Origin of the sequence: Comamonas sp. JUb58, assembly GCF_004364775.1 — a bacterium.
Taxonomy (GTDB): domain Bacteria; phylum Pseudomonadota; class Gammaproteobacteria; order Burkholderiales; family Burkholderiaceae_C; genus Comamonas.
In genome coordinates this window covers 199,005-222,336 of the sequence record NZ_SOAL01000005.1, presented here as the reverse complement: position 1 = coordinate 222,336, position 23,332 = coordinate 199,005, and the positions used below count along the sequence as shown (strand labels likewise).

Here is a 23,332-nt window from a genome sequence, read left to right as displayed (position 1 = left end):
GCAGAAAACTCGTCGACCATTTCCGTCAATGCCCGGGTGGCCAACAGCGACCACCGCAGCCAGCTGGAGGTGTTGCACCTCGAGAAGTCCTATGGCAGCCGCAAGGTGGTCAAGGATGTGTCGCTGTCGGTGCGCAAGGGCGAAGTGGTGGGTTTGCTCGGCCCCAATGGCGCGGGCAAGACCACCTCGTTCTACATGATCGTGGGCCTGGTGCGCAGCGATGGCGGCGATATCCGCATCGATGGGCAGTCGGTGGCCAATATGCCGATCCACCAGCGCTCGCAGCTGGGCCTGTCCTACCTGCCGCAGGAAGCCTCGATCTTTCGCAAGCTCAGCGTGCAGGACAATGTGCGCGCCGTGCTGGAGCTGCAAAAGGACGAGAACGGCAAGTCGCTGTCGCGCGCCGAGGTGGAGCGCCAGCTCACCGCGCTGCTGCAGGAGCTGCGCGTCGAGCACCTGCGCGAATCGCCTTCGGTGGCCCTGTCCGGTGGCGAGCGCCGCCGGGTCGAGATTGCCCGTGCGCTGGCCACCCAGCCCCGTTTCATCCTGCTCGACGAGCCCTTCGCCGGCATTGACCCCATCGCCGTGATCGAGATCCAGCGCATTGTGGCCTTTCTGAAGGAACGCGGCATTGGCGTGCTGATCACCGACCACAATGTGCGCGAAACCCTGGGTATCTGTGACCATGCCTGCATCATCAGCGATGGCAAGGTGCTGGCCGCAGGAACGCCACAAGAGATTGTGGAAAACGCAGAGGTCCGGAGGGTGTACCTGGGTGAGCACTTCCGTATGTGACACCGCACGCCTTGGCGGGCGTGCCAGCCAAGCTACCGTGCCGCACTGCGGCGCCGGTGGGGCTGATCTGTTGCCAGCTGCTGCAGCCTGTGCGGAGGCGCTGCCATGATGCCTTCGCTGTCACTGCGCGTATCGCAGAACCTGACCCTGACGCCCCAGTTGCAGCAGTCGATCCGCTTGCTGCAGCTGTCCACGCAGGAGCTGACGCAGGAAGTCGAGCAGATGCTCGACGAGAACCCGTTTCTGGAGCGCGAGGGCGAAGAAGCCCCCGAATCCGAAGCCGGTAAAGAGTCGGCTGAATCTGCCGAGGCTGCAGATGCCGCCGACAAGGCCGCTGAGACCACGGCCAGCACCGACACCAATAACAGCAGCGATTTCGAGCCCGGAACCTCCGACCAGCCGCTGGATTTTGGTGCGGGCAAGGAAACCGGCGTCGATGCCGAGGCCGCTGCAGGCGATTCGGCATCGGACTGGGAAGAGTGGGGCGGCGAGCTGCCGGCCCGTGCCAGCGCCAGCGAGGACGACGACGAGACGCCGATGTCCGACCGCCGCAGCGAGCACCTGAGCCTGCAGGATGTGCTGCACCGCCAGGCCTTGTCGCTGCGCCTGTGCCAGGAAGACCGGGCCGCACTCTACTTTCTGATCGAATCGCTGAACGACGACGGCTACCTGGAAGAGACCCTGGCCGAGCTGGCGCAAAGCTTTGGCGATGCCACCGACCCTGAGCGCTACGAAGCGCTGCTGCACCACCTGACCGTGGCGCTGCGCCTGTTGCAAAGCCTGGAGCCGATTGGCGTGGGCGCGCGCAACCTGTCCGAATGCATGCAGCTGCAGATCAAGGCCCAGCAGCGGCTGTTGGACGAAGAAGGCTCGGACACGCCCGAGGCCGATGCGCTGGCGCTGGACACCGCCTTGCTGGTCTGCCAGGAGTCCCTCGATCTGCTGGCGCGCCGCGATGTGCGCAAGCTGATGCAGTTGACCGGCTGCAACGAGGCGGCGGTGCGCAGCGCATTGGCGTTGATCGCCAAGCTGGAACCCCGCCCCGGCCGGCCCTATGCCGATGTGGACCGCAACACCATCATCCCCGATGTCATTGTGCGCCCCAGCAATGAGCGCAACCTGCCGGTGCCTGGCTTCAGCGTGCAGCTCAATGCCGAGGTGATGCCGCGCCTGCGCGTGCAGGATGTCTATGCGAATGCCCTGCGCAGCCACAAGGGCAGCGAAGGACATGGCGCCCTGCAGCAGCGGCTGCAGGAGGCGCGCTGGTTCATCAAGAATATCCAGCAACGCTTTGACACCATCTTGCGCGTCTCGCAGGCCATTGTGGAACGCCAGCGCAATTTCTTTGTGCATGGTGAGCTGGCCATGCGCCCCATGGTGCTGCGCGAAATCGCCGATGAGCTGGGCCTGCACGAATCCACCATCAGCCGCGTGACCACGGCCAAGTACATGGCCACGCCGCAGGGCACCTTTGAGCTCAAGTACTTCTTTGGCTCGGGCCTGGGCACCGAGACGGGTGGCAGCGCCTCCAGCACCGCGGTCAAGGCGCTGATCAAGCAGCTGCTGGACGAGGAAAGCGCGAAGAAGCCGCTGTCGGATGCAAAAATTGCCGATCTGCTGCAGGCCCAGGGCATTGAATGCGCGCGCCGCACGGTGGCCAAGTACCGCGAAGCGATGCGCATCCCACCGGCCAGCCTGCGCAAGGCGCTGTAAACGCAGGCAGCCCGGGCCCATAAAAAAACCGCAGTGGCGTTATACGCACTGCGGTTTTTGCTTTCAGGTGACGCCGTTTTACTTCGGCCAGAGCCACCAGATGAACAAGGCCAGCACGGCCAGCATCAGGCCGAACTTGGTCAGCTTGTAGGCCGTCTTGTTCCAGGCCTTGAAGCGGCGGCGGTACTGGCCCATGTAGAACGAGATCTTGAAGATGCGGCTGATGAAGCCGCGCGGATCGCCTTCGTTGTTGGGCGAGCTGGCAGCAGCCACCACATGCGTGCCCAGCCAGCGGTTGAGCCACTGCGCAAAGCCATTGGTCATCGGGCGCTCCACATCGCAGAACAGCACGATGCGGTTGCCTTCGGAGCGGTTCTCGGCCCAGTGCATATAGGTTTCGTCAAAGATCACACCTTCGCCCTCGCGCCAGCTGTAGGCCGTGCCATCGACTTCGATCATGCAGCGGTCGTCATTGGGCGCCAGCACGGCCAGGTGGTAGCGCAGCGAACCCGCATAGGGATCGCGGTGCAGGTTGAGCTTGGCGCCGGGTGGCAGCTCTGCAAACATGGCGGCCTTGATGCCGGGGATGGACTGCACCAGGGCGCTGGTCTTGGGGCAGAGTTCCATGGCCGAAGGGTGGGCCTGGCCGTACCACTTCAGGTAGAAGCGCTTCCAACCGGTCTTGAAGAAGGAGTTGAAGCCCGCGTCATCGTTGTTGGCCGCCGCCTTGATCTGCATGGCCTTTTGCAGGCCGATGGCTTCTTCGCGGATTTCGCGCCAGTGGGCTTGCAAGGGCGCCAGGTCGGGGAAGGTGCTGGTGGGCAGGTAGGGCGTGCGCGGTACCTTGCTGAACATCAGCATGAAGACATTGAACGGCGCCGTGAAGGTGGAGTGGTCAAACAGCTGGCGCAGCAGCTTGTGCCGCACCTTGCCGCGCAGGTGCATGTAGAGGCCGCAGCCAAAGAAAAGCAGCACCAGGGCCAGAACGATGATTTTTGCCATAGACCGCGATTTTAGCGACTGCGCTGCGGCCAGTGTCTGCGCAAGCGCAAACCGGTGCGCTGCAAGGGCTGCGGGACGGTTTGATGGCCTGTTGCCAGCAGGCCTATTGCCGCAAACCGCGTGCCGACGCTTATTTGGGCTGGGCGGCGAAGGCGGCCTTGAGGCGCTGCAGCATCTCGCGGTTGAGCTGGCGCTGCTGGCCGCTCCAGTGCGTCATGGCCTTGTTCAGCTCAGCCTGCAGCGCGTTAGCGGTCTGCCAGTCGCCCTGGCCTGCGGCCCAGATGGCATACTCGGCCATCACATCAAAGCTGCCCGAATGCTGGCGCGCAAAGTCAAAGCTCTTGCGCGCCATCTCCTGGTCGCCTAGCTGGGCATAGGACTTGGCAACCAGCAGGCCCACGGCCTCGGCGCGGAAATGCACATCGGCCTGGGCAATCACGCGCAGCTGCTGCAAGGCCTGCTGCGGGTGGCCGGCCTGGTAGGCGGCTTGCGCGGCGCCCCAGCGGATATCGAGGTCATTGGCAAACGGACCCTTCATGCTGGCCTCAAAGTGGCCAAAGGCCTGCTCGGCCTGGCCATTGGCCAGCAAGGCCTGGGCCAGGCGAATCTGATTTTGTGCGGTGGGGCTGTAGTCGTAGGCGGCCTGGGCTTCGCGCAGCTCGCGGGTGGGATCCAGCGCCTTGACGGCGCTGCTGGCCAGGCTGCGGGCATGGCGCTGCAGGCGCGAATTGGGCAGGTAGATGGCGAAGAAATACACCACGCTGCCCAGGAAGGGAAAGGCCAGCAGCACAAACAGCCAGTAGTTGTTCTGGCCGCTGCGCACCGCATGGACGGCAAAAAATAGCGCAATGATGACGTGTACGCCGGCTCCGAGGTATGGCATCCGCTGGTCTTCCTTGGGTGGTCTGGGTGGAGGGCCTGGGCGCACTGGGCGGCGGCCCGCTCTGGAGTGGCACTATAGCAGCCGACCTGCTGCCGTGGCAGCCGGCCCTGAATGCGGCTGGCACAGTACACATTCCCATGCGCTTGCGCAGACAATGGCGCAAGCGCGTATGCTTGCGCCCCTGCTTATGAACCAACTGCATTTGTTTTTGCCCTGCGCCGCCGGCGTCGAGGGCCTTTTGGCGGACGAAGTCCATGCCATCACCGGCGCCAGCGGCCAGGACCTGTTGGTGGCGCGCGGCGGCGTCATGCTGCGCGGCATGTGGCGCGATGCGCTGCTGCTGAACCTGCACAGCCGCCTGGCCCAGCGTGTGCTGGTGGAGCTGTCGCACAGCATGTACCGCAACGAGAACGATCTCTACCGCGCCGCCAGCGAGGTGGCCTGGGAGATCTGGTTCTCGCCCAAGGAGACCTTCAAGATCGAGGTCACCTCCCAGCACAGCCCGCTGACCAGCCTGAACTTTGCCGCGCTGCGCGTCAAGGATGCGATTGCCGACCGCTTCCGCGAGCGCCGCCACGGCGTGCGCCCTAGCGTGGAGACGCACCACCCCGATGTGCGCGTGCACCTGCACCTGACCACCGATGGCGCCACCATCTATATCGACACCTCGGGCGAGGCGCTGTTCAAGCGCGGCTGGCGCGAGGACAAGGGCGATGCCCCGCTGAAGGAAACCCTGGCTGCCGCGATGATTGCCGCCAGTGGCTGGGACCCGCATGGCGACGACCCGCAGCCGCTGTACGACCCCTGCTGCGGCAGCGGCACGGTGGTGATCGAGGCCGCCCAGATTGCGCGCAAGATTCCGGCCGGCATCCTGCGCCGCTTTGCGTTTGAAAAGCTGGTGCCTTTCCAGCGCCATGTCTGGGAAGCGATGCTGGACGAGGCCGAGCGCCAGATCCTGCCGCAAAGCCCGGTGGGCATCTATGGCTCGGACATCTCCTTCCGCATGGTGGACTTTGCCCAGCGCAATGCCGAGCGCGCCGGTGTGGCCGACACCATCGAGCTGCGCGGCGGCGATGCGCTGCAGCGCATGCCCCCGAGCGACCAGCCCGGCATGATGCTGCTCAACCCGCCCTACGGCGAGCGTATTGCCGCCGCCGGCAGTGCCGGCCGCAATGCGGCCGAGCGCATGGGCCATGTGGAGCGCGTTGGGCGCGAGACGGCGCAGACCGAGGATGGCGGCGAGTTCTTCACCCAGCTGGCCAGCCACTGGAAGAAGAACTACAGCGGCTGGAGCGCCTGGATGCTGACCCCCGACCTGAAGCTGCCCGGCAAGATGCGCCTGAAGGAATCGCGCCGCACCCCCATGTGGAATGGCCCGATCGAATGCCGTCTGTTCCGCTTTGACATGATCAAGGGCGCGCTCAAGCCCCGGGGCGAGCAGGCTGCGCCTGGCGACCAGCGATGAAGGTCGTGCTCAAGTGGCCTTCCTGCAATGAAGGCTACACCGGGCCCCTGCCCCGGCCGGTGGTGCTGGATACCAATATCGTGCTCGACATGCTGATCTTTGACGATCCGCACATCCCGCCGATCCGTGCGCTGGTGGCGCAGGGCGCGCTGCGCTGGATTGCCGACGAGGCCCAGCGCATCGAGTTGGAGCGGGTGCTGCACTACAGCCAGATCGCCCCGCGCGTCAGCTACTACGGCAAGACGCCCGAGGGCGTGATGGCCGCGTTCGATGCGGCCGTGCAGTATGTCGATGCCGCGCCCAAGATCCGCTTTAGCTGCACCGACCCAGACGACCAGCATTTTCTGGACCTGGCCAGCCAGCACCGCGCCTTGCTGGTGAGCAAGGACAAAGCCGTGCTCAAGCAGCGCAAAAGGGTGGCCACCTACTACGGCGCCACCGTGGGCAACCTGCTGCAGCTGGAGCCTGCCGAGGCCGAGGCCGAATCCCTGGCCTGATCGCGCTGCCCACTGTGGCGTGCCAACCACCCACAGCCCCAGAGGCGATCCAGCGGCGGCTTGGCCCGGCGCAGGCCGCGCCGCTATCATGGAACCCATTGCGCAGGGACGACCCAGCATGGCGCTGCAGCGCGCACCACCGCCAGGACGGCCTGGCCATTCCAAATTTCCCTCTTTCAAGGAGTTCGATATGGCCTGGGTTTATTTGCTGGTTGCCGGTGTGCTGGAAGTGGTGTGGGCGTTCACGATGAAGCAGTCGAATGGCTTCACCAACATCAAATACAGCGCGATCACCCTCGTCGCGATGATTGCCAGCTTTGGCCTGCTGTCGGTCGCGATGCGCAGCCTGCCGCTGGGCACGGCCTACACGATCTGGACCGGCATTGGCGCCGTGGGCGCCTTCCTGGTTGGTATCACCGTGCTGGGCGAGGCTCTGACGCCGATGCGCGTGGTGGCGGCCTTGCTGATCGTCAGCGGCTTGGTGCTGATGAAGCTGTCTTCTTCTTAATCCTGCGGATGCCTTAGGCCTGCGAACGTGTTTGCAGGCCCTGCGACAATAGCGGGATGACCGCAACTTCTACCGCTGCAGGCACTGTGCCTCGCAAGTCCCCGTCCCGGCTCTCCACGGTTGACAAGACCCGCATCGATGACACCCGCATCAAGGTGGTGCGTCCCTTGATCACGCCCGCCCTGCTGGAGGAGTGGCTGCCGATCACCGACGAGGCCTACCAGTTGGTGGAATCGAGCCGCGCGGCCATCTCCAAGATTCTTCATGGCCAGGACGACCGCCTGGTCGTCGTCGTAGGCCCTTGCTCCATCCACGACCATGACCTGGCAATGGACTATGCCCGCCAGCTCAAGGTGCAGGCCGAGGCCTGGAAGAACGACCTGCTGGTGGTGATGCGCGTGTACTTTGAGAAGCCGCGTACCACGGTGGGTTGGAAGGGCTATATCAACGACCCGCACCTCGACGGCAGTTTTGCCGTCAATGAGGGGCTGGAGCTGGCGCGCCGCCTGCTGCTGGATATCCTGGCGCTGGGCCTGCCAGCGGGCACCGAGTTTCTGGACCTGCTGTCGCCGCAGTTCATCAGCGACCTGGTCAGTTGGGGCGCCATTGGTGCGCGCACCACCGAGAGCCAGAGCCACCGCCAGCTGGCCAGCGGCCTGTCCTGCCCGGTGGGCTTCAAGAACGGCACCGATGGTGGCGTCAAGGTGGCCAGCGACGCGATCCTGGCAGCGCAGTCCGAGCATGCCTTCATGGGCATGACCAAGATGGGCCAGAGCGCCATCTTCGAGACCCGGGGCAACCGGGACTGCCACATCATCCTGCGCGGCGGCAAGCAGCCCAACTACAGCGCGGCCGATGTGCAGGCCGCCTGCGAGGTGCTGGCCAAGGCCGGCCTGCATGAGCAGGTGATGATCGACCTGTCGCATGCCAACAGCAGCAAGCAGCACCGCCGCCAGATCGATGTGGCCGCCGATGTGGCCCAGCAGATCGCTGGGGGCGACCGCCGCATCACCGGTGTGATGATCGAGAGCCATATCCATGAAGGCCGGCAAGACATCGTCGAAGGCCAGCCACTGGCCTATGGTGTCTCGCTCACCGATGCCTGCATCAGCATGGAGCAGACCCTGCCGGTGCTGGCCCAGCTGGCGCAAGCGGTGCAGACGCGCCGCGCTGCCAACAAGGGCTAAAACAGCCTAGGCGGCTCAGCGCTGCGCCGCGCCCAGCATGATCACGCCCATGCCGGCCAGGCACAGCAGCACGCCGGCGATGTCCCAGCTGCTGGGGCGGATGCCATCGACCAGCCACAGCCAGGCAATCGCCGTCGTCACATAGACGCCCCCATAAGCGGCATACACCCGGCCTGTGGCGGTCGGGTGCAGGCTCAGCAGCCAGACAAAGGCCAGCAGCGCCAGCACTGCTGGCAGCAGCACCCAGGCCGGTGCCTTGTCCTTGAGCCAGAGATAGGGCAGGTAGCAGCCCACAATCTCGGCAATCGCTGTCAGCACAAACAGGGCGGTGGTGGTCAACAGAGACATCAGGTCGCTTTCGTAAAGGTGGGCAGGCGGGCGGCCAGTTCGGTGTCGTGCTGCGCCAGCTGCTGCAGTTGGGCAAAGGCCGGCGCTGCAGCGGGCACGATGCTGTGGCCGCAGACCTGGGCATAGCCCTCCAGAAACGGCTGCGCCATCTCCGCGTTTCGCAACCAGGTATCGGCGCAGGCAAGCAGCGCGGAGCAGGCGGCTTCGTCGCGCCCCATCTGGGTAATGGCCCAGAGCGCGGCCTGGCTTTCCACCTCGTCCAGATCGGCATGGTCCTGCACCAGCAGATCCAGTGCTTGCTGGCGCTCGTCGGCCGGCAGTTGCCGGTCGGCCAGCAGTTGGCCGATGGCGGCGATGGCGGGAACGCGGGTAGGCAGACCGTGTTGGTTCAGGCTCATGGCAGACGGGGAGTGTTGCAGATTGCCGCCAAAGGGCGGCTGGGGGCACCAAGCGGGCATGCAAGCTGCCAATATCAGGCCAATCCCGATTAGAATTTCATAAATCGAGACATGAGTCTCGTAATAAGTAACTTATATACTGAAATATGAATTCTGAAGCGGATGGAAAACTGGTCAGCGCCTTGGTGCGCGGCGTCAGTATTTTGCAGTGCTTTAACAACAAGCAGCAAGAACTCAGTGGCAAAGAGCTGATGGACCTGACGGGTTTGCCCAAACCGACCTTGTTCCGCCTGACCGAAACCCTGTGCGAGCTGGGCCTGCTGCGCTATTCGGAGCGCCTGTCCAAGTACGTGCTGGGCATTGGGGTGCTCAACCTGGCATCGCCCTTGCTGTCGCGCATGACGGTGCGGCAGTTTGCCCGCCCGCAGATGCAGGAGCTGGCCAACTACATGGGCGGCCAGATCCAGCTGGCGGTGGGTGAGGGCCGGCGCCTGGTGCTGGCCGAGCTGGCCAATGGCATGGACAACAAGGTCTTCACGCCCGAGATCGGGGTGGCCGTATCCTTGGTGCGTACGGCCACCGGCCGCGCCTACCTGCTGGGCCAGAGCGAGGCCGAGCGCCAGGCCTATCTGGACGAGCTCGATGGCCGCGCGCCCGAGCGCGCCGCGCTGCTGCGCGAGCGCCTGGACGATGCGCGCCAGGACCTGGCCCTGCACGGCTTTTGCCGCAGCCATGGCGACCTGCACCGCGAGATTCTGTCGATCGCCGTGCCGCTGTCGCAGCCCATCGATGGCGAGCGCTGGGTGTTTGGCGCCTCTGTCCCCACCTACAACCCCAAGAGCCGCGAGCTGGAGACCGACATCGGCCCGCGCCTGGTGACCCTGGTGCGCTCGCTCGAAGGGCTGATCGGCACCTCCAGCCTGTCCTGATCCGGGCGGCAGCGCATCGCAAAAAACAACCACAGGAGACAAGCATGAAAGTATTGGACGGCATCAAGGTGCTGGAGATTGGTGGCCTGGGACCGGGCCCGTTCTGCGCGATGCACCTGGCCGACCTGGGCGCCGATGTGATCTCCATCGTGCGCGAGGAAAAAGGCGCGGCCCCCACCGGCAACCTGCTCAACCGGGGCAAGCGCTCGGTGTTTGCCGACCTCAAAAGTGCCGAGGGCAAGGCCCTGGTGCTGGCCCTGGTGCGCGATGCCGATGTGCTGATCGAAGGCATGCGCCCCGGCGTGATGGAGCGCCTGGGCCTGGGCCCGGCCGAGTGCCAGGCCCTCAACCCGGCCCTCGTCTACGGCCGCATGACTGGCTGGGGCCAGACCGGCCCACTGGCCCCGCGCGCCGGCCATGACAACAACTACGCGGCCGTCTCGGGTGCGCTCTGGGGCTGCAGCCCGGCCGATGCGCGGCCCGTGTCGTCGTTTGCGATGGTGGGCGATATCGGCGGCGGCGCGCTCTACCTGATGACCGGCCTGCTTGCCGGCGTGATCCAGGCGCGCAGCAGCGGCAAGGGCAGCGTGGTGGATGCCGCGATTGTCGATGGTGCCGCCCATATGCTGAACCTGGCGCTCAGCGCCCGCCAGCGCGGCGTGGTGGCCGATGTGCGCGGCCAGAGCATCCATGACAGCTCGCCGTTCTACGAAACCTATGTCTGCGCCGATGGCGAGCACATCACGATTGGCAGCATCGAGCCGCAGTTCTATGCGCTGCTGCTGCAGACCCTGGGCCTGGCGGACGACCCGGACTTTGCCGCGCCCCAGTCGCAATGGGACAAGGCACTGTGGCCGCGCCGCCGTGCGCGCCTGCAGGCGCTGTTCATCACCGAGCCGCGCGCGCACTGGCAGCGCCTGATGGAAGACAGCGATGTCTGCTTTGGCATGGTGCTGAGCCCGCTGGAGGCCGCAGCCCACCCGCATATGCAGGCGCGCGGCGTCTACCACGAGCAAGGCGGCGTGCTGCAGGCAGCACCGGCGCCGCGTTTTGACGGCCAGGCCTATGACACGCCGGCGATGTGCGCTGCGGGTGCGCATACCGAGGCCGTACTGGCGCAGGTGAGCGCAGGGGATGGCAGCGCCGCCTGGCGCCGTTGAGCGCGCCCGACTGCGCCGGGGTGCGACAATGCTGCCCTGCCTGGGCAGCGCCTGGCCGGGCACAGATCAAGGGAGTTGCCGATGGGCATCGTGGTTTTTTACCTGCGCAACAACGCCGAGGATGCCGAGGGCCTGCCGCCCGACTGGCAGCCGCAGTGCCTGGCCTATAGCGACAAGCAGATGAGCGAGGCGCTGGCGCAATGCCAGCGCCTGCGCGCCGATCCGCGCCATGCGCATGTGGTGATGTCGTCCGAGCTGCGCGACATGGTCGGCCAACTAGGGGTAGCGGCAGTGGAAGACGGCCGCACGCCCGATGGCGAGCACTATGACTGGAGCAAGGCGGGGCGGGCAGGGATGAGCCGCCGCAATGCGATGGAGCCGCCCAAGAAGCGCGGCAGCGCCAGCAACGAATAAGCCGGTTGTGTCAGCCCCGCGCCGGCCACTGGAAGGGCGCAGGCTGCTTGTTCAAAAAAGCCTGCACGGCTTCGCGGTGCTCGGCCGTGCCCATCGCCAGCGCCTGGGCGTTGGCCTCTTGCTCCAGCAGCGCGGGCAAGTCGTTCGCGGCCATCGCGAGCGAGCGTTTGATCAGGCTCAGCGCCACCGGCGATGCACCGACAAAGCTCTGCGCAATCGCCTGGGCCCGCGCCTGCAACTGCTCGGGGGCAACCAGCTCGCTGGCAATGCCCAGCTGCAAGGCCTCCTGGGCAGAGACTTCGCGGCCCGAGAGCATCAGCTCCCGCGCGCGCTGCACGCCGACCACGCGCGGCAAGGTGTAGAAAGCCGCGCAGTCGGGCACGACGCCCACCCGGATAAAGGACATCGCAAAGCGCGCCCGGTCCGAGGCGATGATGAAGTCCGCCGCCAAAGCCAGGCTGAAGCCCGCGCCATAGGCGGCGCCGTCCACCGCCGCAATCACCGGCTTGTCCAGCAGCATCAGGTCCTTGAGCCAGTGGTGCAGGCTGGACAGCCGCGCGCGCCAGCCGGCATTGTCCAGGCCCGAGGCCGCAATATTGCCCAGATCACCGCCCGAGCAGAAGTGGCTGCCCTCGCCGGTCAGCACCAGCGCACGCAGGCTGGCGTCGGTCTGCACCAGGCGCACCACCTCGGCCATCTCTTCGCGCATCTGCGGGTCGAAGGCATTGCGCTTGGCCGGGTAGTTGAAGCGCAGGGTGGCCACGCCATCCTGGCGCTCAAAAATGATGCGTTCGTAGTTGCTGCTCATGCGGCGCTCCGGGGCACGTAGGAGGCCCGCATGTCGCGCCCGCCGCGCAGCGCGGCGCCGCCATCGACCGGGATGATGGCCCCGGTCACATAGCTGGCCAGTTCGGACGACAGGAACAGCGCCATGTGGGCGACATCGTCGGTGCTGCCCATGCGCAGCAGCGGCACGGTGGAGACGGCGCGCTCCAGCGCATCGGCCGTGGGCGCCAGGCGGCGCATGCCCTCGGTATCGCCGATGGGGCCGGGCGAGATGCTGTTGACGCGGATGCCGTCCTCCCCCCATTCCAGCGCCAGCACCTTGGTCATCATGTCGATGCCCGCCTTGGCCGCGCAGGCATGGACCTGGTACATGGTCGGGTTGACGCCTTGCGGCGCCGAGATGTTGATGACGCTGGCGCCGGGCTTGCGCAGCATCGGGTAAGCCAGGCGCAGCACATGGAAGCTGCCATTGAGGTCGATATCGACAACGGTCTTGAAGCCATTGGGCGACAGGTCCTTGGCCGGTGCAATGAAGTTGCCCGCCGCGCCCGAGACCAGCACATCGATGGGACCAAAACGGGCATGCGCCTGCTCCAGCGCGGCCTGCACGGCAGCCGGGTCTCGCACATCGGCGCTCAGGCCCAGGGCCTGGGCGCCCAGCGCCTCCAGCTCGGCGGCGGCCTGGGCCACCTTGTCGGCCGAGCGGCTCATGACCACGACATGCGCGCCCGCACGGGCGAAGGCCTTGGCAATGCCCAGGTTGATGCCACTGCTGCCGCCTGCGACAAACACATGCTGGTGGCGAAAGGAGAAAGAGCTCATGGGTGTTCCGTATGCAAAGAAAGGGGGGAGGCAGCGGCTTGCTGCGCCGCCTCCTGCAGTGCGCGCCACTGGATCTTGCCGGTGGCGGATTTGGGCAGCGCGGCGAGAAAGTCCACCGCGCGCGGCACCTTGTAGGCGGCCATCTGTTCACGGCTCCAGCCGATGATCTCGTCCTCGGAGCTCTGTGCGCCGGGCCGCAGCACCACCAGGGCCTTGACCGATTCGCCGCGCCTGGCGTCGGGCACGGCAATCACGCAGGCCTCCAGCACGGCCGGGTGGCTGTAGAGCATGTTCTCGACCTCGGCGGGCCAGACCTTGTAGCCATTGGCATTGATCATGCGTTTCAAGCGGTCGCGCATGAAGTAGTAGCCGTCCGCGTCTACCGAGGCCAGGTCACCGGTGCGAAAGTAGCGCCGGCCATGGCGCTCGAAAAAGGCCTCGCGGTTGGCCTCGTCATTGCGCCAGTAGCCCTGCATCACCTGTTCGCCGCTGGAGACCAGCTCGCCCACCTCGCCGGCGGGCAGCTCTTCCAGGGTCTCGGGGTCGACGATCATCGAATGCACGCCCTGGGTGGGCACGCCCAGGCACTGGCGCTTGGTGTGGCCGGGCGGGTTGGCGTGCAAGAAGGCGGCGGTCTCGGTCAGGCCATAGCCTTCGCTGTAATGCAGGCCATAGCGCTCGGCCAGCATCTGCGAGACGGCCTCGGGCATGGCCGCGCCGCCGCCAGCCAGCATGGCCAGGCTCGACAGGTCCAGCCCATGGGCAGCGGCCTGGCTGAACAGGTCGATCACCATGCTGGGCGGCGCCGTCCAGGCGGTGACCTGGTGGCGCTCGATCAGCCGGGCGGCCAGCAGCGCATCCCAGCGCGGCATCATCACCACGGTGCCGCCCACGGCAATGGGCATGTTCATGCCGTACTGCGTGCCCAGCATGTGGAACATCGGTGCGACCGACAGAAACACCAGGTCGTCATTGAAGCCGCGCCACAGGCGCGACCCGGTGAGCGATGCCAGCACCGAATGGTGGCTGTGCATGCAGCCCTTGGGGTGGCCAGTGGTGCCCGAGGTATAGGGGATGGTGGCCAGCGTGTCGGCCTGCGCCACACGCGGGCCGGGCGCCAGCTGCAGCGCCAGCGCTGCGGCAAAGCCATGGTAGGGGCCAGTGGGCAGCGGCAGGCGCGGCGCGGTCACCATCTCGGGCAGTGCATCGGGCGGTGGCGTGGTGGGCAGCGCATCGCTGTAGGCATGCACGACCACCGCATCGAGCAGGCCTTCGCCCACACAGGGCTGGGCGCTGGCCAGCAGCTCCTGGGCGACGATGGCCAGACGCGCGCCGCTGTTGTCGGCGTAGTAGCGCAGCTCGGTGGCGGTGGTCATCGCGCTCACCGGCACCACCACGCCGCCGGCGCGGTAGATGGCATAGCAGGCGATGACGAACTGCGGGCAGTTCTGGCTTTGCAGCAGCACGCGCTGGCCCGGTGCCAGCTGCAGGCGCTGCTGCAGGAAGCCGGCCAGCGCCTCCACCTGGGCCAGCAGCTGGGCATAGCTGGTGCTGGCGCCCGCGTAGATGATGGCGGCCTTGTCCGGGTAGCGCTGGGCCGAGGCCGCCAGGTTGTCATCCAGGCTGATGCGGGGCACGCGCAGATCGCGCGAGACGCCTTTGGGCCAGTAGAAAGGCAGCGGGGTGCGTGGGGAAGCAGTAGAGGTGTCAGGCATGGGCAGCTCGCTTCAATCCAGCTGCAGCTGCTGGCTGTGGATCAGCGCGCCCCAGGTCTGCTGGTCATCGGCCACCAGCTTTGCAAAGCCGGCTTGCGGCATGCCGCCGGGGCGGCCGCCCAGCTCGCGGTAGCGGCGCATGATGTCGGGGTCATGCAGCACGGCCTGCAGGTTCTCGGCCAGCTTTTTCTGCACCTCGGGCGGGGTCTTGGCAGGCACGAAGAAGCCCATCCAACCAACTTGGTTGAAGTTGCGCATGCCCAGTTCGGTCATCGTTGGCACCTCGGGCAGATCGGGCTCGCGCTGGTCGCCGGTGACGGCCAGCGGGCGCAGCTTGCCGTCCTTGATATGGACCAGGGAGGCAGTCATGTTGTCGAACATGAACTGGGTCTCGCCGGTCACGATGGCCATGGTGCCGGGGGCCGAGCCCTTGTAGGGAATGTGGACCACATCGGTGCCGGTGCGCTCCTTGAAGAGCTCGCCCATCAGGTGCGTGGTCTGGCCCACACCGGCCGACGAGAACGACAGCTTGCCTGGCTGTGCGTTGGCTGCGGCCACCAGCGCATCCAGACTCTGGATCGGCGATTTGGCGGGCACGACCAGCACGTTGGCGAACGAGATCATGTCGGTCAGCGGGGCAAAGTCGCCGGGCTTGTAGCTGAGCTTTTTATAGGCCGTGTAGTTGATGGCATTGGAGCCACTGTTGCCCACCAATACCGTATAGCCATCGGGCTGGGCGCGCGCCACCAGGCTGGCCCCCAGGCTGCCGCCGGCGCCGGGTTTGTTGTCGACGATCACCGACTGGCCCAGGCGCTGGCCCAGCTTTTGGGCCAGCAGGCGCGCGGGGATATCAGTCGACCCGCCTGCTGCACCGGGCACCACCAGGGTGATGGTGCGCGTGGGCCAGTTGGCCTCGGCATGGGCGTTGAGTGCGCTGGCGAGCAGCGCCAGGGCCGCCAAGGCCCGCAGGGGCTGGCGAAGAGGCTGGCTACGTGGCATAGGTTTGTCTCCTGCTGCGCGCTTCTGTGGCGCGTCCAAGGGCTGTGCAACTGAGAGTGTTGGACGGGGTTCAGGCACCCTTCCAGACCGGTGCGCGCTTTTCCGCGAAGGCGGCTGCGCCTTCGCGCGCATCCTGCGAGCTGAAGACCGGCGCGGTGATCTCGGCCTGGCGGTCGAACATCTCCGCCAGCGGCCATTCGCCCGACTGGCTGGCCACCTGCTTGCTCGCGGCCACGGCCAGCGGGCCATTGGCGGCAATGGACTGCGCCAGTGCCAGCGCGGCATCGAGTGCGCCGCCGGGCTCGGTCAGGCGGTTGACCAGGCCCAACTCGGCAAAGCGCTCGGCGCCAAACATGTCGCCGGTGAGGATGCATTCCATCGCCACGTGGTAGGGCAGGCGCTTGGGCAGGCGCAGCAGGCCACCGGCCGATGCGGCCAGGCCACGCTTGACTTCGGGCAGGCCAAATTTGGCATCGCGCGCGGCCACGATCAGGTCGCAGGCGAGGGCCACCTCAAAGCCGCCGGCCAGTGCATAGCCTTCCACCGCTGCGATCAGCGGCTTGGCCGGTGGCCGCATCGTCAGCCCGCAAAAGCCGCGCCCCGGCAGGCTGGGGCGCTTGCCCTGCAAAAAGCCCTTCAAGTCCATGCCGGCGCAAAAGCTGCCGCCCGCGCCGGTGATGATGCCGACCCGCAGCTCCGGCTGGCTGTCCAGCGCATCCAGCGCGCTGGCCATTGCCTCGGCCATCTCCAGGGTGGCGGCATTGCGCGCCTGGGGGCGGTTGAGCTGCATGATGAGCACCGGGCCACGGGTTTCGACCAGGAGTTCTGCGGTTTCAGAGCCAGACATGGGGACCTTTCAACAGGCTGTTGGGTGCAGGGCAGTGCGGTTCAACGGGGTTGCATGCGGATGGCGCCGTCCAGGCGGATGGTTTCGCCGTTCAGCATGGGGTTCTCCAAAATGTGCAGCGCCGTCATCGCGTACTCGGGCGGGCGGCCCAGGCGTGCCGGGTTGGGGACCGAGGCGGCCAGCGACTGGCGCACGTTCTCGGGCAGCTTGGCGAGGATGGGGGTGTCGAACAAGCCCGGGGCAATGGTGCAGACGCGGATCATCTTGGAGGCCAGATCGCGGGCGGCGACGATGGTCATGCCAATGACGGCGGCCTTGGACGAGGCATAGGGGATCTGGCCGATCTGGCCTTCATAGCCTGCGACCGAGGCGGTCAGCACGCAGGCGCCGCGCTCGCCTTCCAGCGGCTCGTTCTGCGCCATCGCCACAGCCGACAGGCGCAAGGTGTTGAAGGTACCGATCTGGTTGATGCGGATGATGTTCGTGTACTTCTCCAGCGAGCCGGGGCTGCCGTCCTTCTCGATCAGGCGCACCGGGCCGCCGATGCCGGCGCAGTGCACCAGCGCACGGAACTGGCCCCAGGCCTGCGCGGCAGACACGGCCTTTTGCATCTGCTCGGCATCGGCCACATCGGCCTTGATGAATTTGAGCTGGCCGGCGTACTGCTTTTCCATCGCCGCGCCGCGCTCTTCGTTCAGGTCCACCGCCACCACGTTCAGGCCGCGCTCCAGCAGGGCCACAGCGCTGGCTTCGCCCAGCCCCGATACGCCGCCGGTCACGAGGGCGGTCATTCCTTGGGTCAATTGCATCTCAAAAATCCTTGTCAGTTCAAACGTTCAATCCGATGGAGCCGTTGTGATGGCTCTCTGAGGCGCTTAGCGCAGTACCTCAATAATCGTGGCGTTGGCCATGCCGCCTGCCTCGCACATCGACTGCAGGCCATAGCGCTCACCGCTGTCTTCCAGCGCATGCAGCATCGTCGTCATCAGCCGCAGGCCCGAGGCGCCCAGCGGGTGGCCCAGTGCAATCGCGCCGCCGCGCGGGTTCAGGCGTTCGCCATCGGCACCCAGCTCTTTCTGCCAGGCCAGCGGCACCGAGGCAAAGGCCTCGTTAATCTCGTAGTGCGCAATGTCGCCCAGCAGCATGCGCGCCTTGGCCAGCACGCGCTGGGTGGCGGGGATGGGGGCGGTCAGCATGTAGAGCGGGTCATCGCCGACCACATCAAAGGCCACAAAGCGGGCGCGTGGGCGCAGGCCCAGTTGCAAGGCGCGCTCCTCGCTCATGATCAGCATGGCGCTGGCACCATCGGTCATCTGCGAGGCATTGCCGGCCGTGGTGCTCCACTGGATCTGCGGGAAGCGGGCCGAGAGTTCTTCGCTCTCGAACACGGCCTTGAGGCCGGCGAGCTTCTCGGGCGTGGTGCTGGCGCGGATGGTCTCGTCGGCGCTGACGAGGCCGAGCGGGCTGCGGATGGGCACGATCTCGCGGGCAAAGCCGCCGCTGCTTTGGGCGGCATGGGCGCGCTGGTGCGAGCGGGCGGCATAGGCATCCAGATCGCTGCGCGACAGGCCCCACTTGGCGGCGACCAGATCGGCCGACACCCCTTGGCCGACGAGGCCCGGCGCATAGCGCTCGTCAAAGCGAGGGCCGGTGGTGTTCTTTCCCATGCGCGAGCTGCCCATCGGCACCCGGCTCATCGATTCGACACCGCAGGCGATGACGATGTCCTGCATGCCGGACATGATGGCCTGCGCCGCAAAGTGCACCGCCTGCTGGCTGGAGCCGCATTTGCGGTCGATCGTGGTCGAGGGCACATGGGTGGGCAGGCCCGCAGCCAGCCAGGCCAGGCGCCCGGGCGTACCCGCCTGCTCGCCCGCCTGGCTGACGCAGCCGCAGATCACGTCATCAACGGTCGCGGGATCGAGCTGGTTGCGGGCCACCAGCTGTTCCAGCACCTGGGAGAGCAGGTCGACCGGGTGGACTTCGGCCAGGGCGCCATCGGGTTTGGCCCGGGCCATGGGGCTGCGGATGGCATCGACTATGACGGGTGTTTTCATCATTTAATGAGACTTGTGGATCATTAAATTAATAATAGGTTTCAAAAAACTGAATACATACTGGTATTTACCCGCAGCAAAAATCGAAAAAAACGCCAGATACTGTCCGTGGAACGAAGAAATTCGAGACAAGAGATTCAAAATTAAAGTAAAGATGTAACACAGGTGATTGCGTGCGGCGGTCAGCTGTGCACCACGGAGACCGAGGAGATGCACAACTTCTTCAGCTGGGCCCAGGCCCAGCCCGAGCGGGTGGTTTTGACGCAGGCCGACACCGGCCGTCGCTACACCGCCGGCGAGATAGCGCAGGGCGCCGAGCAGATGGCGCAGTGGCTGGCACAGCAGGGGCTGCAGGCCGAGGAGACCATCGCGGTGCTGCTGGAGAACCGCTATGAAATCATGCAACTGGTGCTGGCCGCGCGGCTGGCCGGCCTGTATGCCGCCGTCATCAGCACCCACCTGACCGCTGCCGAGGTGGCCTATATCGCCCAGGACAGCGGCGCCAAGATGCTGCTGGTCTCCAGCAAGACCTGGCCGACCGCGCAAGAGGCGGTGCAGGGCCTGGCGCTGGCCTGCTATTCGGTCGATGGCGATACGCCTGGCGTGGCGCCCTTGGCCGATGCATTGGCGGCTGTGCCCCAGGGCGCAGAGATCGACCTGGCCATGCGCCCGCTGGGCCGCGATCTGCTCTATTCCAGCGGCACCACCGGCCGGCCCAAGGGCATCAAAAAGCCGCTGCTGGCGGCGGCATACCGCACGCAGCGCGACCCCGAAGTCGCCGCATGGATGCGCAGCATGCGGTTTGATGAAGATGCCGTCTACCTCTCGCCCGCGCCGCTCTACCACGCAGCGCCCTTGCGCTACAGCCTGCGCACCCTGGATGTCGGCGGCTCGGCCATCATCATGAGCCGCTTTGACCCCGAGCAGGCGCTGGCGCTGATCGAGCGCTACCAGGTCACGCACAGCCAGTGGGTGCCAACGATGCTGGGGCGCCTGCTCAAGCTGCCCGATGAGGTCAAGCGCCGCTACCGGCTGGACAGCCACCGCGTGGCGATCCATGCGGCAGCACCTTGCCCGGTGGCCGTCAAGCAGGGCGTGCTGGACTGGTGGGGCGACATCCTGCTGGAGTACTACGCCGGCTCCGAAGGCTGCGGCACCACCTTGATCGATTCGGCCCAGTGGCGGGCACGGCCGGGCTCGGTCGGCCGGGCAATCAGCGGCCAGCTGCACATCGTCGGCGACGAAGGCCAGGAGCTGGGCGTGGGCGAGGTGGGCCGGGTCTATTTCTCGGGCGGCGGCGCTTTCCAGTACCTCAATGACGAGCGCAAGACGCGCGAGGCCATTGATGCGCGCGGCTGGGCCACCTATGGCGATATCGGCCATGTCGATGCCGAAGGCTTTCTGTTCCTGAGCGACCGGCGCGCCGACCTGATTTTGTCGGGCGGGGTCAACCTCTACCCGCAAGAAATCGAGAACGCGCTGGCCCAGCATGCGGCCGTGGAAGAGGTGGCCGTCGTCGGCGTGCCCGATGAGGACTTTGGCGAGCAGACCCTGGCCGTTGTGGTGCTCAAGCCTGGCTTTGCGCCCGACGAGGCGATGGCGCGCGCGATTGTCGATCAGGCCGCTGGCAGCCTGTCCAAGGTCAAGCGGCCGCAGCGCCTGGTGTTCGAGCCCAGCCTGCCCCGGCTGGAGACCGGCAAGCTGCTGCGCCGCGTGCTCAAGGACCGTTTCAAGGAGGCGCCGCAGGCGGGCTTTGGCCTGCGCAGTGCCAGCGGCGCCCAGGGCTGATGCCCTTCATTCATTTTTCTTCATTCCACTTTTGACCACCATGCAAGACCTGACCCAACGCAGCGTGTTCCGCGAAGACCATCTGCAGTTCCGTGATGCCGTCCGCCATTTCTTTGACAAGGAGATCGTGCCCTTCCATGCGCAGTGGGAGCGCGATGGCATCGTCCCCAAGGAGGTCTGGCGCAAGGCCGGCCGCGAAGGCCTCTTGAACACCATGCTGCCCGAGCCCTATGGCAGCGGTGGCGACTTTGGCCATGCCGCCGTGCTGATCGAAGAGATCGCCCGCACGGGCGCCAGCGGCCTGGGCTTTCCGCTGCACTCGGACATCGTTGCGCCCTATATCCATGCCTATGGCAACACCGCACAAAAGGACCGCTGGCTGCCCAAGATGGCAGCCGGCGAGATGATTGGCGCGATTGCGATGACCGAGCCCGGCGCGGGCAGCGACCTCAAATCGGTGCGCACCACGGCCAAGCGCGACGGCGACCACTATGTGATCAATGGCGCCAAGACCTTTATCACCAACGGCATCAATGCCGAGATCGTCGTCGTGGTCTGCAAGACGGCGCCCGATCTGGGGGCCAAGGGCGTGTCGCTGATCGTCGTCGAAGACGGCACCCCCGGCTTTGCGAAGGGCCGCAAGCTCGAGAAGATCGGCCTGATGGCGCAGGACACCTCGGAGCTGTTCTTTGACGACGTGCGCGTGCCGGTGGGCAACCTGCTGGGCGAAGAGAACATGGGCTTCAAGTACCTGATGCACGAGCTGGCGCAGGAACGCCTGGTGGTGGCGGTGCGCGCTGCCATGTCGATCGAGGCCTTTTTGCAGAAGACCGTGGACTACACCCGCGAGCGCAAGGCCTTTGGCCAGACGGTGTTCGAGTTCCAGAACACCCGCTTCAAGCTGGCCGAGGCCAAGGCCCAGGCGACGATGCTGCGCGTGTTTGTCGATGACTGCATGCGCCTGCACCTGACGCGCGATCTGACCCCGGACCGCGCGGCCATGGTCAAGCTCAATGCGACGGCGCTGCAGAACAAGCTGCTCGACGAATTTTTGCAGCTGCATGGCGGCTACGGCTACATGACCGAGTACCAGGTCGGCCGGGCCTGGACCGATGCCCGCATTGGCCGCATCTACGGCGGCAGCGACGAGATCATGAAGGAAATCATTGCCCGAACGCTTTGATCATGACCAGCGCCCCGAGCACGCCACAGAGCGCGCCAGCGGCATAACCAGCAATAGGAGACAAACCATGCAAAACCGCCGCTCGGCCCTGGGCCGTGTGCTCACCACTGCAGCCTGCGCTGCCCTGGTGCTTGCCACCGGCAGCGCCCTGGCCGCCGACAACTACCCCAGCAAGCCCATCCGGCTGGTGGTGCCCTACCCGGCAGGGGGCGGCACCGACATCATTGCCCGCCTGATGGGCACCCAGCTGTCGCAGCGCTGGGGCCAACCGGTGATTGTGGACAACAAGCCCGGTGCCAGCGGCATGATGGGCAACGACCTGGTGGCCAAGGCGCCCGGCGATGGCTACACGGTGCTGCTGGGCATCACGGCGCTGGTGCAGATCCCCGCGCTGTACAAGAAGGTGCCATACCAGCTGAGCGACCTGGCGCCGGTGTCGCAGGCGGTCAAATCGGCCGACCTGGTGTTTGTGCCGCGCAGCTCGGGCATCACCAGCCTGCAGCAGTTCGTGGCCAAGGCCAAGGCCCAGCCGGGCAAGCTCAACTACGGCTCCTACGGCAATGCCACCTCGTCCCACCTGCATGGCGAGCAGCTCAAGCTCAAGGCCGGCATCGACATGGTCCACGTGCCTTACCAGGGCTCGGGCCCCGAAATGGCGGCCATGCTGGGCGGCAAGCTGGAGTCGGCCTTCATTGACGCGGCTGCTGCCTACCCGCATATCAAATCGGACAAGGTCAGCATTTTGGCGGTGACCGGCGCGCAGCGCCACCCCGCGCTGCCCGATGTGCCGACCATGGCCGAGGCCGGCTACAGCGGCTTTGAAGCCAATGGCTGGTTTGGCTACTTTGTGCCGGCCAGCACCCCGCAGCCGATTGTGGACAAACTGGGCAATGAGCTGGCCGCCATCGTCAAGATGCCCGAGATCAGCAAGCGCCTGCTGGACATGGGCCTGATCCCCGTGGGCTCGACGCCGGCGGAGTTCAAGCCGCTGCTGGCCCGCGATGCGGCGCACTGGAAATCGATTGTCGATGCGGCGAAGATCTCGATGGATTGACGCGAAAACACAGCGCTTTAACGGGACTTCAGGGAGGTGGCGCCGTACAGGAGAAGCCCAGCCATGGCAGACTATCGCCTATGTCCCCTCCCGCCTTGCTTGTTGCCGATGACCACCCCCTGTTTCGCGCTGCCGTTGTGCAGGTGATCCGGGGGCGTTTTGGCGCCTTCGAGGTGCTGGAAGCCTCCAGTGCCAGCTCGCTCAGCGCGGCGCTGGCGGCCCACCCTGGCATCGAGCTGGTGCTGCTCGATCTGACGATGCCGGGTACCCATGGTTTTTCGGCGCTGCTGCATGTGCGCGGTGCCTACCCGCAGCTGCCGGTGGTGGTTATCTCGTCCAACGACCACCCGCGCATCATCCGCCGCGCCCAGCAGTTTGGCGCCTCGGGCTTCATCTCCAAGGCCGCAGCGGCCGATGCCATCACTGCAGCGATCGAGGCAGTGCTGGAAGGTGACACCGTCTTCCCCTCGATGGCGGCCGAGCTGTCGCAGGAGGATGCCGAGCTGGCCGCCCGCCTGGCGCAGCTGACCCCGCACCAGTTCAAGACCCTGCTGTACCTGGCCGATGGCCTGCTCAACAAGCAGATTGCGCAGGAGATGGGCGTGACCGAGCACACCGTGAAGGTGCATGTGACCGCGATCCTGAAAAAGCTCGGCTGCCACAGCCGCACCCAGGTCGCCGTGCTGGTGCGCAACCTGGAGGCCGACGGCGGTATGCCCACCGACGACTCAGCGCTGCCTTAGAGCCGCTAACACAACCCTTGATACGTCGTTGCCAAGCCT

Annotated in this window: 24 protein-coding genes; 13 read left to right on the top strand and 11 right to left on the bottom strand. The window is 66.0% G+C overall.

From position 1 onward, the window contains the following. Window positions 1-18 precede the first annotated feature (18 nt). Window positions 19-795: an LPS export ABC transporter ATP-binding protein gene (gene lptB / locus EDF71_RS07255; protein ID WP_133855970.1), complete on the top strand. Its 777-nt coding sequence runs from the start codon at window positions 19-21 to the stop codon at window positions 793-795. 105 nt (window positions 796-900) lie between these two features. Next, a complete protein-coding gene (locus EDF71_RS07250; protein ID WP_133855907.1) occupies window positions 901-2,508 on the top strand; it encodes an RNA polymerase factor sigma-54 in 1,608 nt (535 codons plus the stop codon). Between the two features lie 78 nt (window positions 2,509-2,586). On the opposite strand, the gene EDF71_RS07245 is transcribed toward EDF71_RS07250, so the two are convergent. Further along, a complete protein-coding gene (locus EDF71_RS07245) occupies window positions 2,587-3,510 on the bottom strand; it encodes an aspartyl/asparaginyl beta-hydroxylase domain-containing protein (RefSeq protein WP_133855906.1) in 924 nt (307 codons plus the stop codon). A gap of 130 nt (window positions 3,511-3,640) precedes the next feature. Beyond that, window positions 3,641-4,393 carry a hypothetical protein gene (locus EDF71_RS07240; protein ID WP_133855905.1) on the bottom strand — a complete coding sequence of 251 codons (753 nt, stop codon included), beginning with the start codon at window positions 4,391-4,393 and terminating at the stop codon, window positions 3,641-3,643. A 187-nt stretch (window positions 4,394-4,580) separates the two neighbouring features. Between EDF71_RS07240 and EDF71_RS07235 the strand changes: the two genes are divergently transcribed. From EDF71_RS07235 to EDF71_RS07220, 4 genes are all read left to right on the top strand, one after another. Further along, entirely contained in the window at window positions 4,581-5,858 is a 1,278-nt protein-coding gene (locus tag EDF71_RS07235; protein ID WP_133855904.1) for a THUMP domain-containing protein, read from the top strand. Beyond that, window positions 5,855-6,355 carry a putative toxin-antitoxin system toxin component, PIN family gene (locus EDF71_RS07230; protein ID WP_133855903.1) on the top strand — a complete coding sequence of 167 codons (501 nt, stop codon included), beginning with the start codon at window positions 5,855-5,857 and terminating at the stop codon, window positions 6,353-6,355. Before EDF71_RS07235 ends, EDF71_RS07230 begins: the two co-directional genes overlap by 4 nt. 190 nt (window positions 6,356-6,545) lie before the next feature. Next, on the top strand, window positions 6,546-6,863 hold the full coding sequence (locus EDF71_RS07225; RefSeq protein ID WP_133855902.1) for a multidrug efflux SMR transporter: 318 nt from the start codon (window positions 6,546-6,548) through the stop codon (window positions 6,861-6,863). A gap of 56 nt (window positions 6,864-6,919) precedes the next feature. Beyond that, window positions 6,920-8,050, top strand: coding sequence for a 3-deoxy-7-phosphoheptulonate synthase (locus tag EDF71_RS07220; protein WP_133855901.1), 1,131 nt, complete (start codon window positions 6,920-6,922; stop codon window positions 8,048-8,050). A 15-nt stretch (window positions 8,051-8,065) separates the two neighbouring features. Here EDF71_RS07220 and EDF71_RS07215 read toward each other — a convergent pair whose 3' ends face one another. After that, entirely contained in the window at window positions 8,066-8,398 is a 333-nt protein-coding gene (locus tag EDF71_RS07215; RefSeq protein ID WP_133855900.1) for a YnfA family protein, read from the bottom strand. Then, window positions 8,398-8,796 (bottom strand): hypothetical protein, encoded by a 399-nt coding sequence (locus EDF71_RS07210; protein ID WP_133855899.1) that lies wholly within the window; start codon window positions 8,794-8,796, stop codon window positions 8,398-8,400. Before EDF71_RS07210 ends, EDF71_RS07215 begins: the two co-directional genes overlap by 1 nt. Window positions 8,797-8,942: 146 nt before the next feature. Between EDF71_RS07210 and EDF71_RS07205 the strand changes: the two genes are divergently transcribed. The 3 genes from EDF71_RS07205 to EDF71_RS07195 all read left to right on the top strand — a co-directional run bounded on the left by EDF71_RS07205 (window position 8,943) and on the right by EDF71_RS07195 (window position 11,299). Beyond that, entirely contained in the window at window positions 8,943-9,725 is a 783-nt protein-coding gene (locus EDF71_RS07205) for a helix-turn-helix domain-containing protein (RefSeq protein ID WP_116926261.1), read from the top strand. 44 nt (window positions 9,726-9,769) lie between these two features. Next, complete coding sequence (locus EDF71_RS07200; protein WP_133855898.1) at window positions 9,770-10,885, top strand: CaiB/BaiF CoA-transferase family protein; 1,116 nt, start codon at window positions 9,770-9,772, stop codon at window positions 10,883-10,885. A gap of 81 nt (window positions 10,886-10,966) precedes the next feature. Further along, window positions 10,967-11,299, top strand: a complete 333-nt coding sequence (locus EDF71_RS07195; RefSeq protein ID WP_133855897.1) for a hypothetical protein — start codon at window positions 10,967-10,969, stop codon at window positions 11,297-11,299. Window positions 11,300-11,309: 10 nt separating this feature from the next. Here EDF71_RS07195 and EDF71_RS07190 read toward each other — a convergent pair whose 3' ends face one another. The 7 genes from EDF71_RS07190 to EDF71_RS07160 all read right to left on the bottom strand — a co-directional run bounded on the left by EDF71_RS07190 (window position 11,310) and on the right by EDF71_RS07160 (window position 18,525). Next, window positions 11,310-12,107 (bottom strand): enoyl-CoA hydratase/isomerase family protein, encoded by a 798-nt coding sequence (locus tag EDF71_RS07190; protein WP_133855896.1) that lies wholly within the window; start codon window positions 12,105-12,107, stop codon window positions 11,310-11,312. Further along, window positions 12,104-12,907, bottom strand: coding sequence for an SDR family oxidoreductase (locus EDF71_RS07185; RefSeq protein ID WP_133855895.1), 804 nt, complete (start codon window positions 12,905-12,907; stop codon window positions 12,104-12,106). Before EDF71_RS07185 ends, EDF71_RS07190 begins: the two co-directional genes overlap by 4 nt. Next, window positions 12,904-14,622, bottom strand: a complete 1,719-nt coding sequence (locus EDF71_RS07180) for a long-chain-fatty-acid--CoA ligase (RefSeq protein WP_133855894.1) — start codon at window positions 14,620-14,622, stop codon at window positions 12,904-12,906. The genes EDF71_RS07185 and EDF71_RS07180 overlap by 4 nt, the downstream gene beginning before the upstream one ends. Window positions 14,623-14,634: 12 nt before the next feature. After that, window positions 14,635-15,621 carry a tripartite tricarboxylate transporter substrate binding protein gene (locus EDF71_RS07175; RefSeq protein ID WP_133855893.1) on the bottom strand — a complete coding sequence of 329 codons (987 nt, stop codon included), beginning with the start codon at window positions 15,619-15,621 and terminating at the stop codon, window positions 14,635-14,637. Between the two features lie 70 nt (window positions 15,622-15,691). After that, window positions 15,692-16,468 (bottom strand): crotonase/enoyl-CoA hydratase family protein, encoded by a 777-nt coding sequence (locus EDF71_RS07170; protein WP_133855892.1) that lies wholly within the window; start codon window positions 16,466-16,468, stop codon window positions 15,692-15,694. Window positions 16,469-16,509: 41 nt separating this feature from the next. Beyond that, window positions 16,510-17,277: an SDR family NAD(P)-dependent oxidoreductase gene (locus tag EDF71_RS07165; protein WP_133855891.1), complete on the bottom strand. Its 768-nt coding sequence runs from the start codon at window positions 17,275-17,277 to the stop codon at window positions 16,510-16,512. Between the two features lie 66 nt (window positions 17,278-17,343). Further along, window positions 17,344-18,525 (bottom strand): thiolase family protein, encoded by a 1,182-nt coding sequence (locus EDF71_RS07160; protein WP_133855969.1) that lies wholly within the window; start codon window positions 18,523-18,525, stop codon window positions 17,344-17,346. A 210-nt stretch (window positions 18,526-18,735) separates the two neighbouring features. Here EDF71_RS07160 and EDF71_RS07155 point away from each other — a divergent pair, with 210 nt between their 5' ends. The 4 genes from EDF71_RS07155 (at window position 18,736) to EDF71_RS07140 (ending at window position 23,293) form a co-directional block, all read left to right on the top strand. After that, window positions 18,736-20,313: an AMP-binding protein gene (locus EDF71_RS07155; RefSeq protein WP_133855890.1), complete on the top strand. Its 1,578-nt coding sequence runs from the start codon at window positions 18,736-18,738 to the stop codon at window positions 20,311-20,313. Window positions 20,314-20,353: 40 nt separating this feature from the next. Next, the gene (locus EDF71_RS07150) at window positions 20,354-21,496 is read left to right on the top strand and encodes an acyl-CoA dehydrogenase family protein (RefSeq protein WP_133855889.1); all 1,143 of its coding nucleotides are present in this window, start codon (window positions 20,354-20,356) and stop codon (window positions 21,494-21,496) included. A gap of 67 nt (window positions 21,497-21,563) precedes the next feature. Beyond that, window positions 21,564-22,550 (top strand): tripartite tricarboxylate transporter substrate binding protein, encoded by a 987-nt coding sequence (locus tag EDF71_RS07145; RefSeq protein ID WP_133855888.1) that lies wholly within the window; start codon window positions 21,564-21,566, stop codon window positions 22,548-22,550. Window positions 22,551-22,630: 80 nt separating this feature from the next. Further along, window positions 22,631-23,293, top strand: a complete 663-nt coding sequence (locus EDF71_RS07140) for a response regulator transcription factor (RefSeq protein ID WP_133855887.1) — start codon at window positions 22,631-22,633, stop codon at window positions 23,291-23,293. Window positions 23,294-23,332 lie beyond the last annotated feature (39 nt).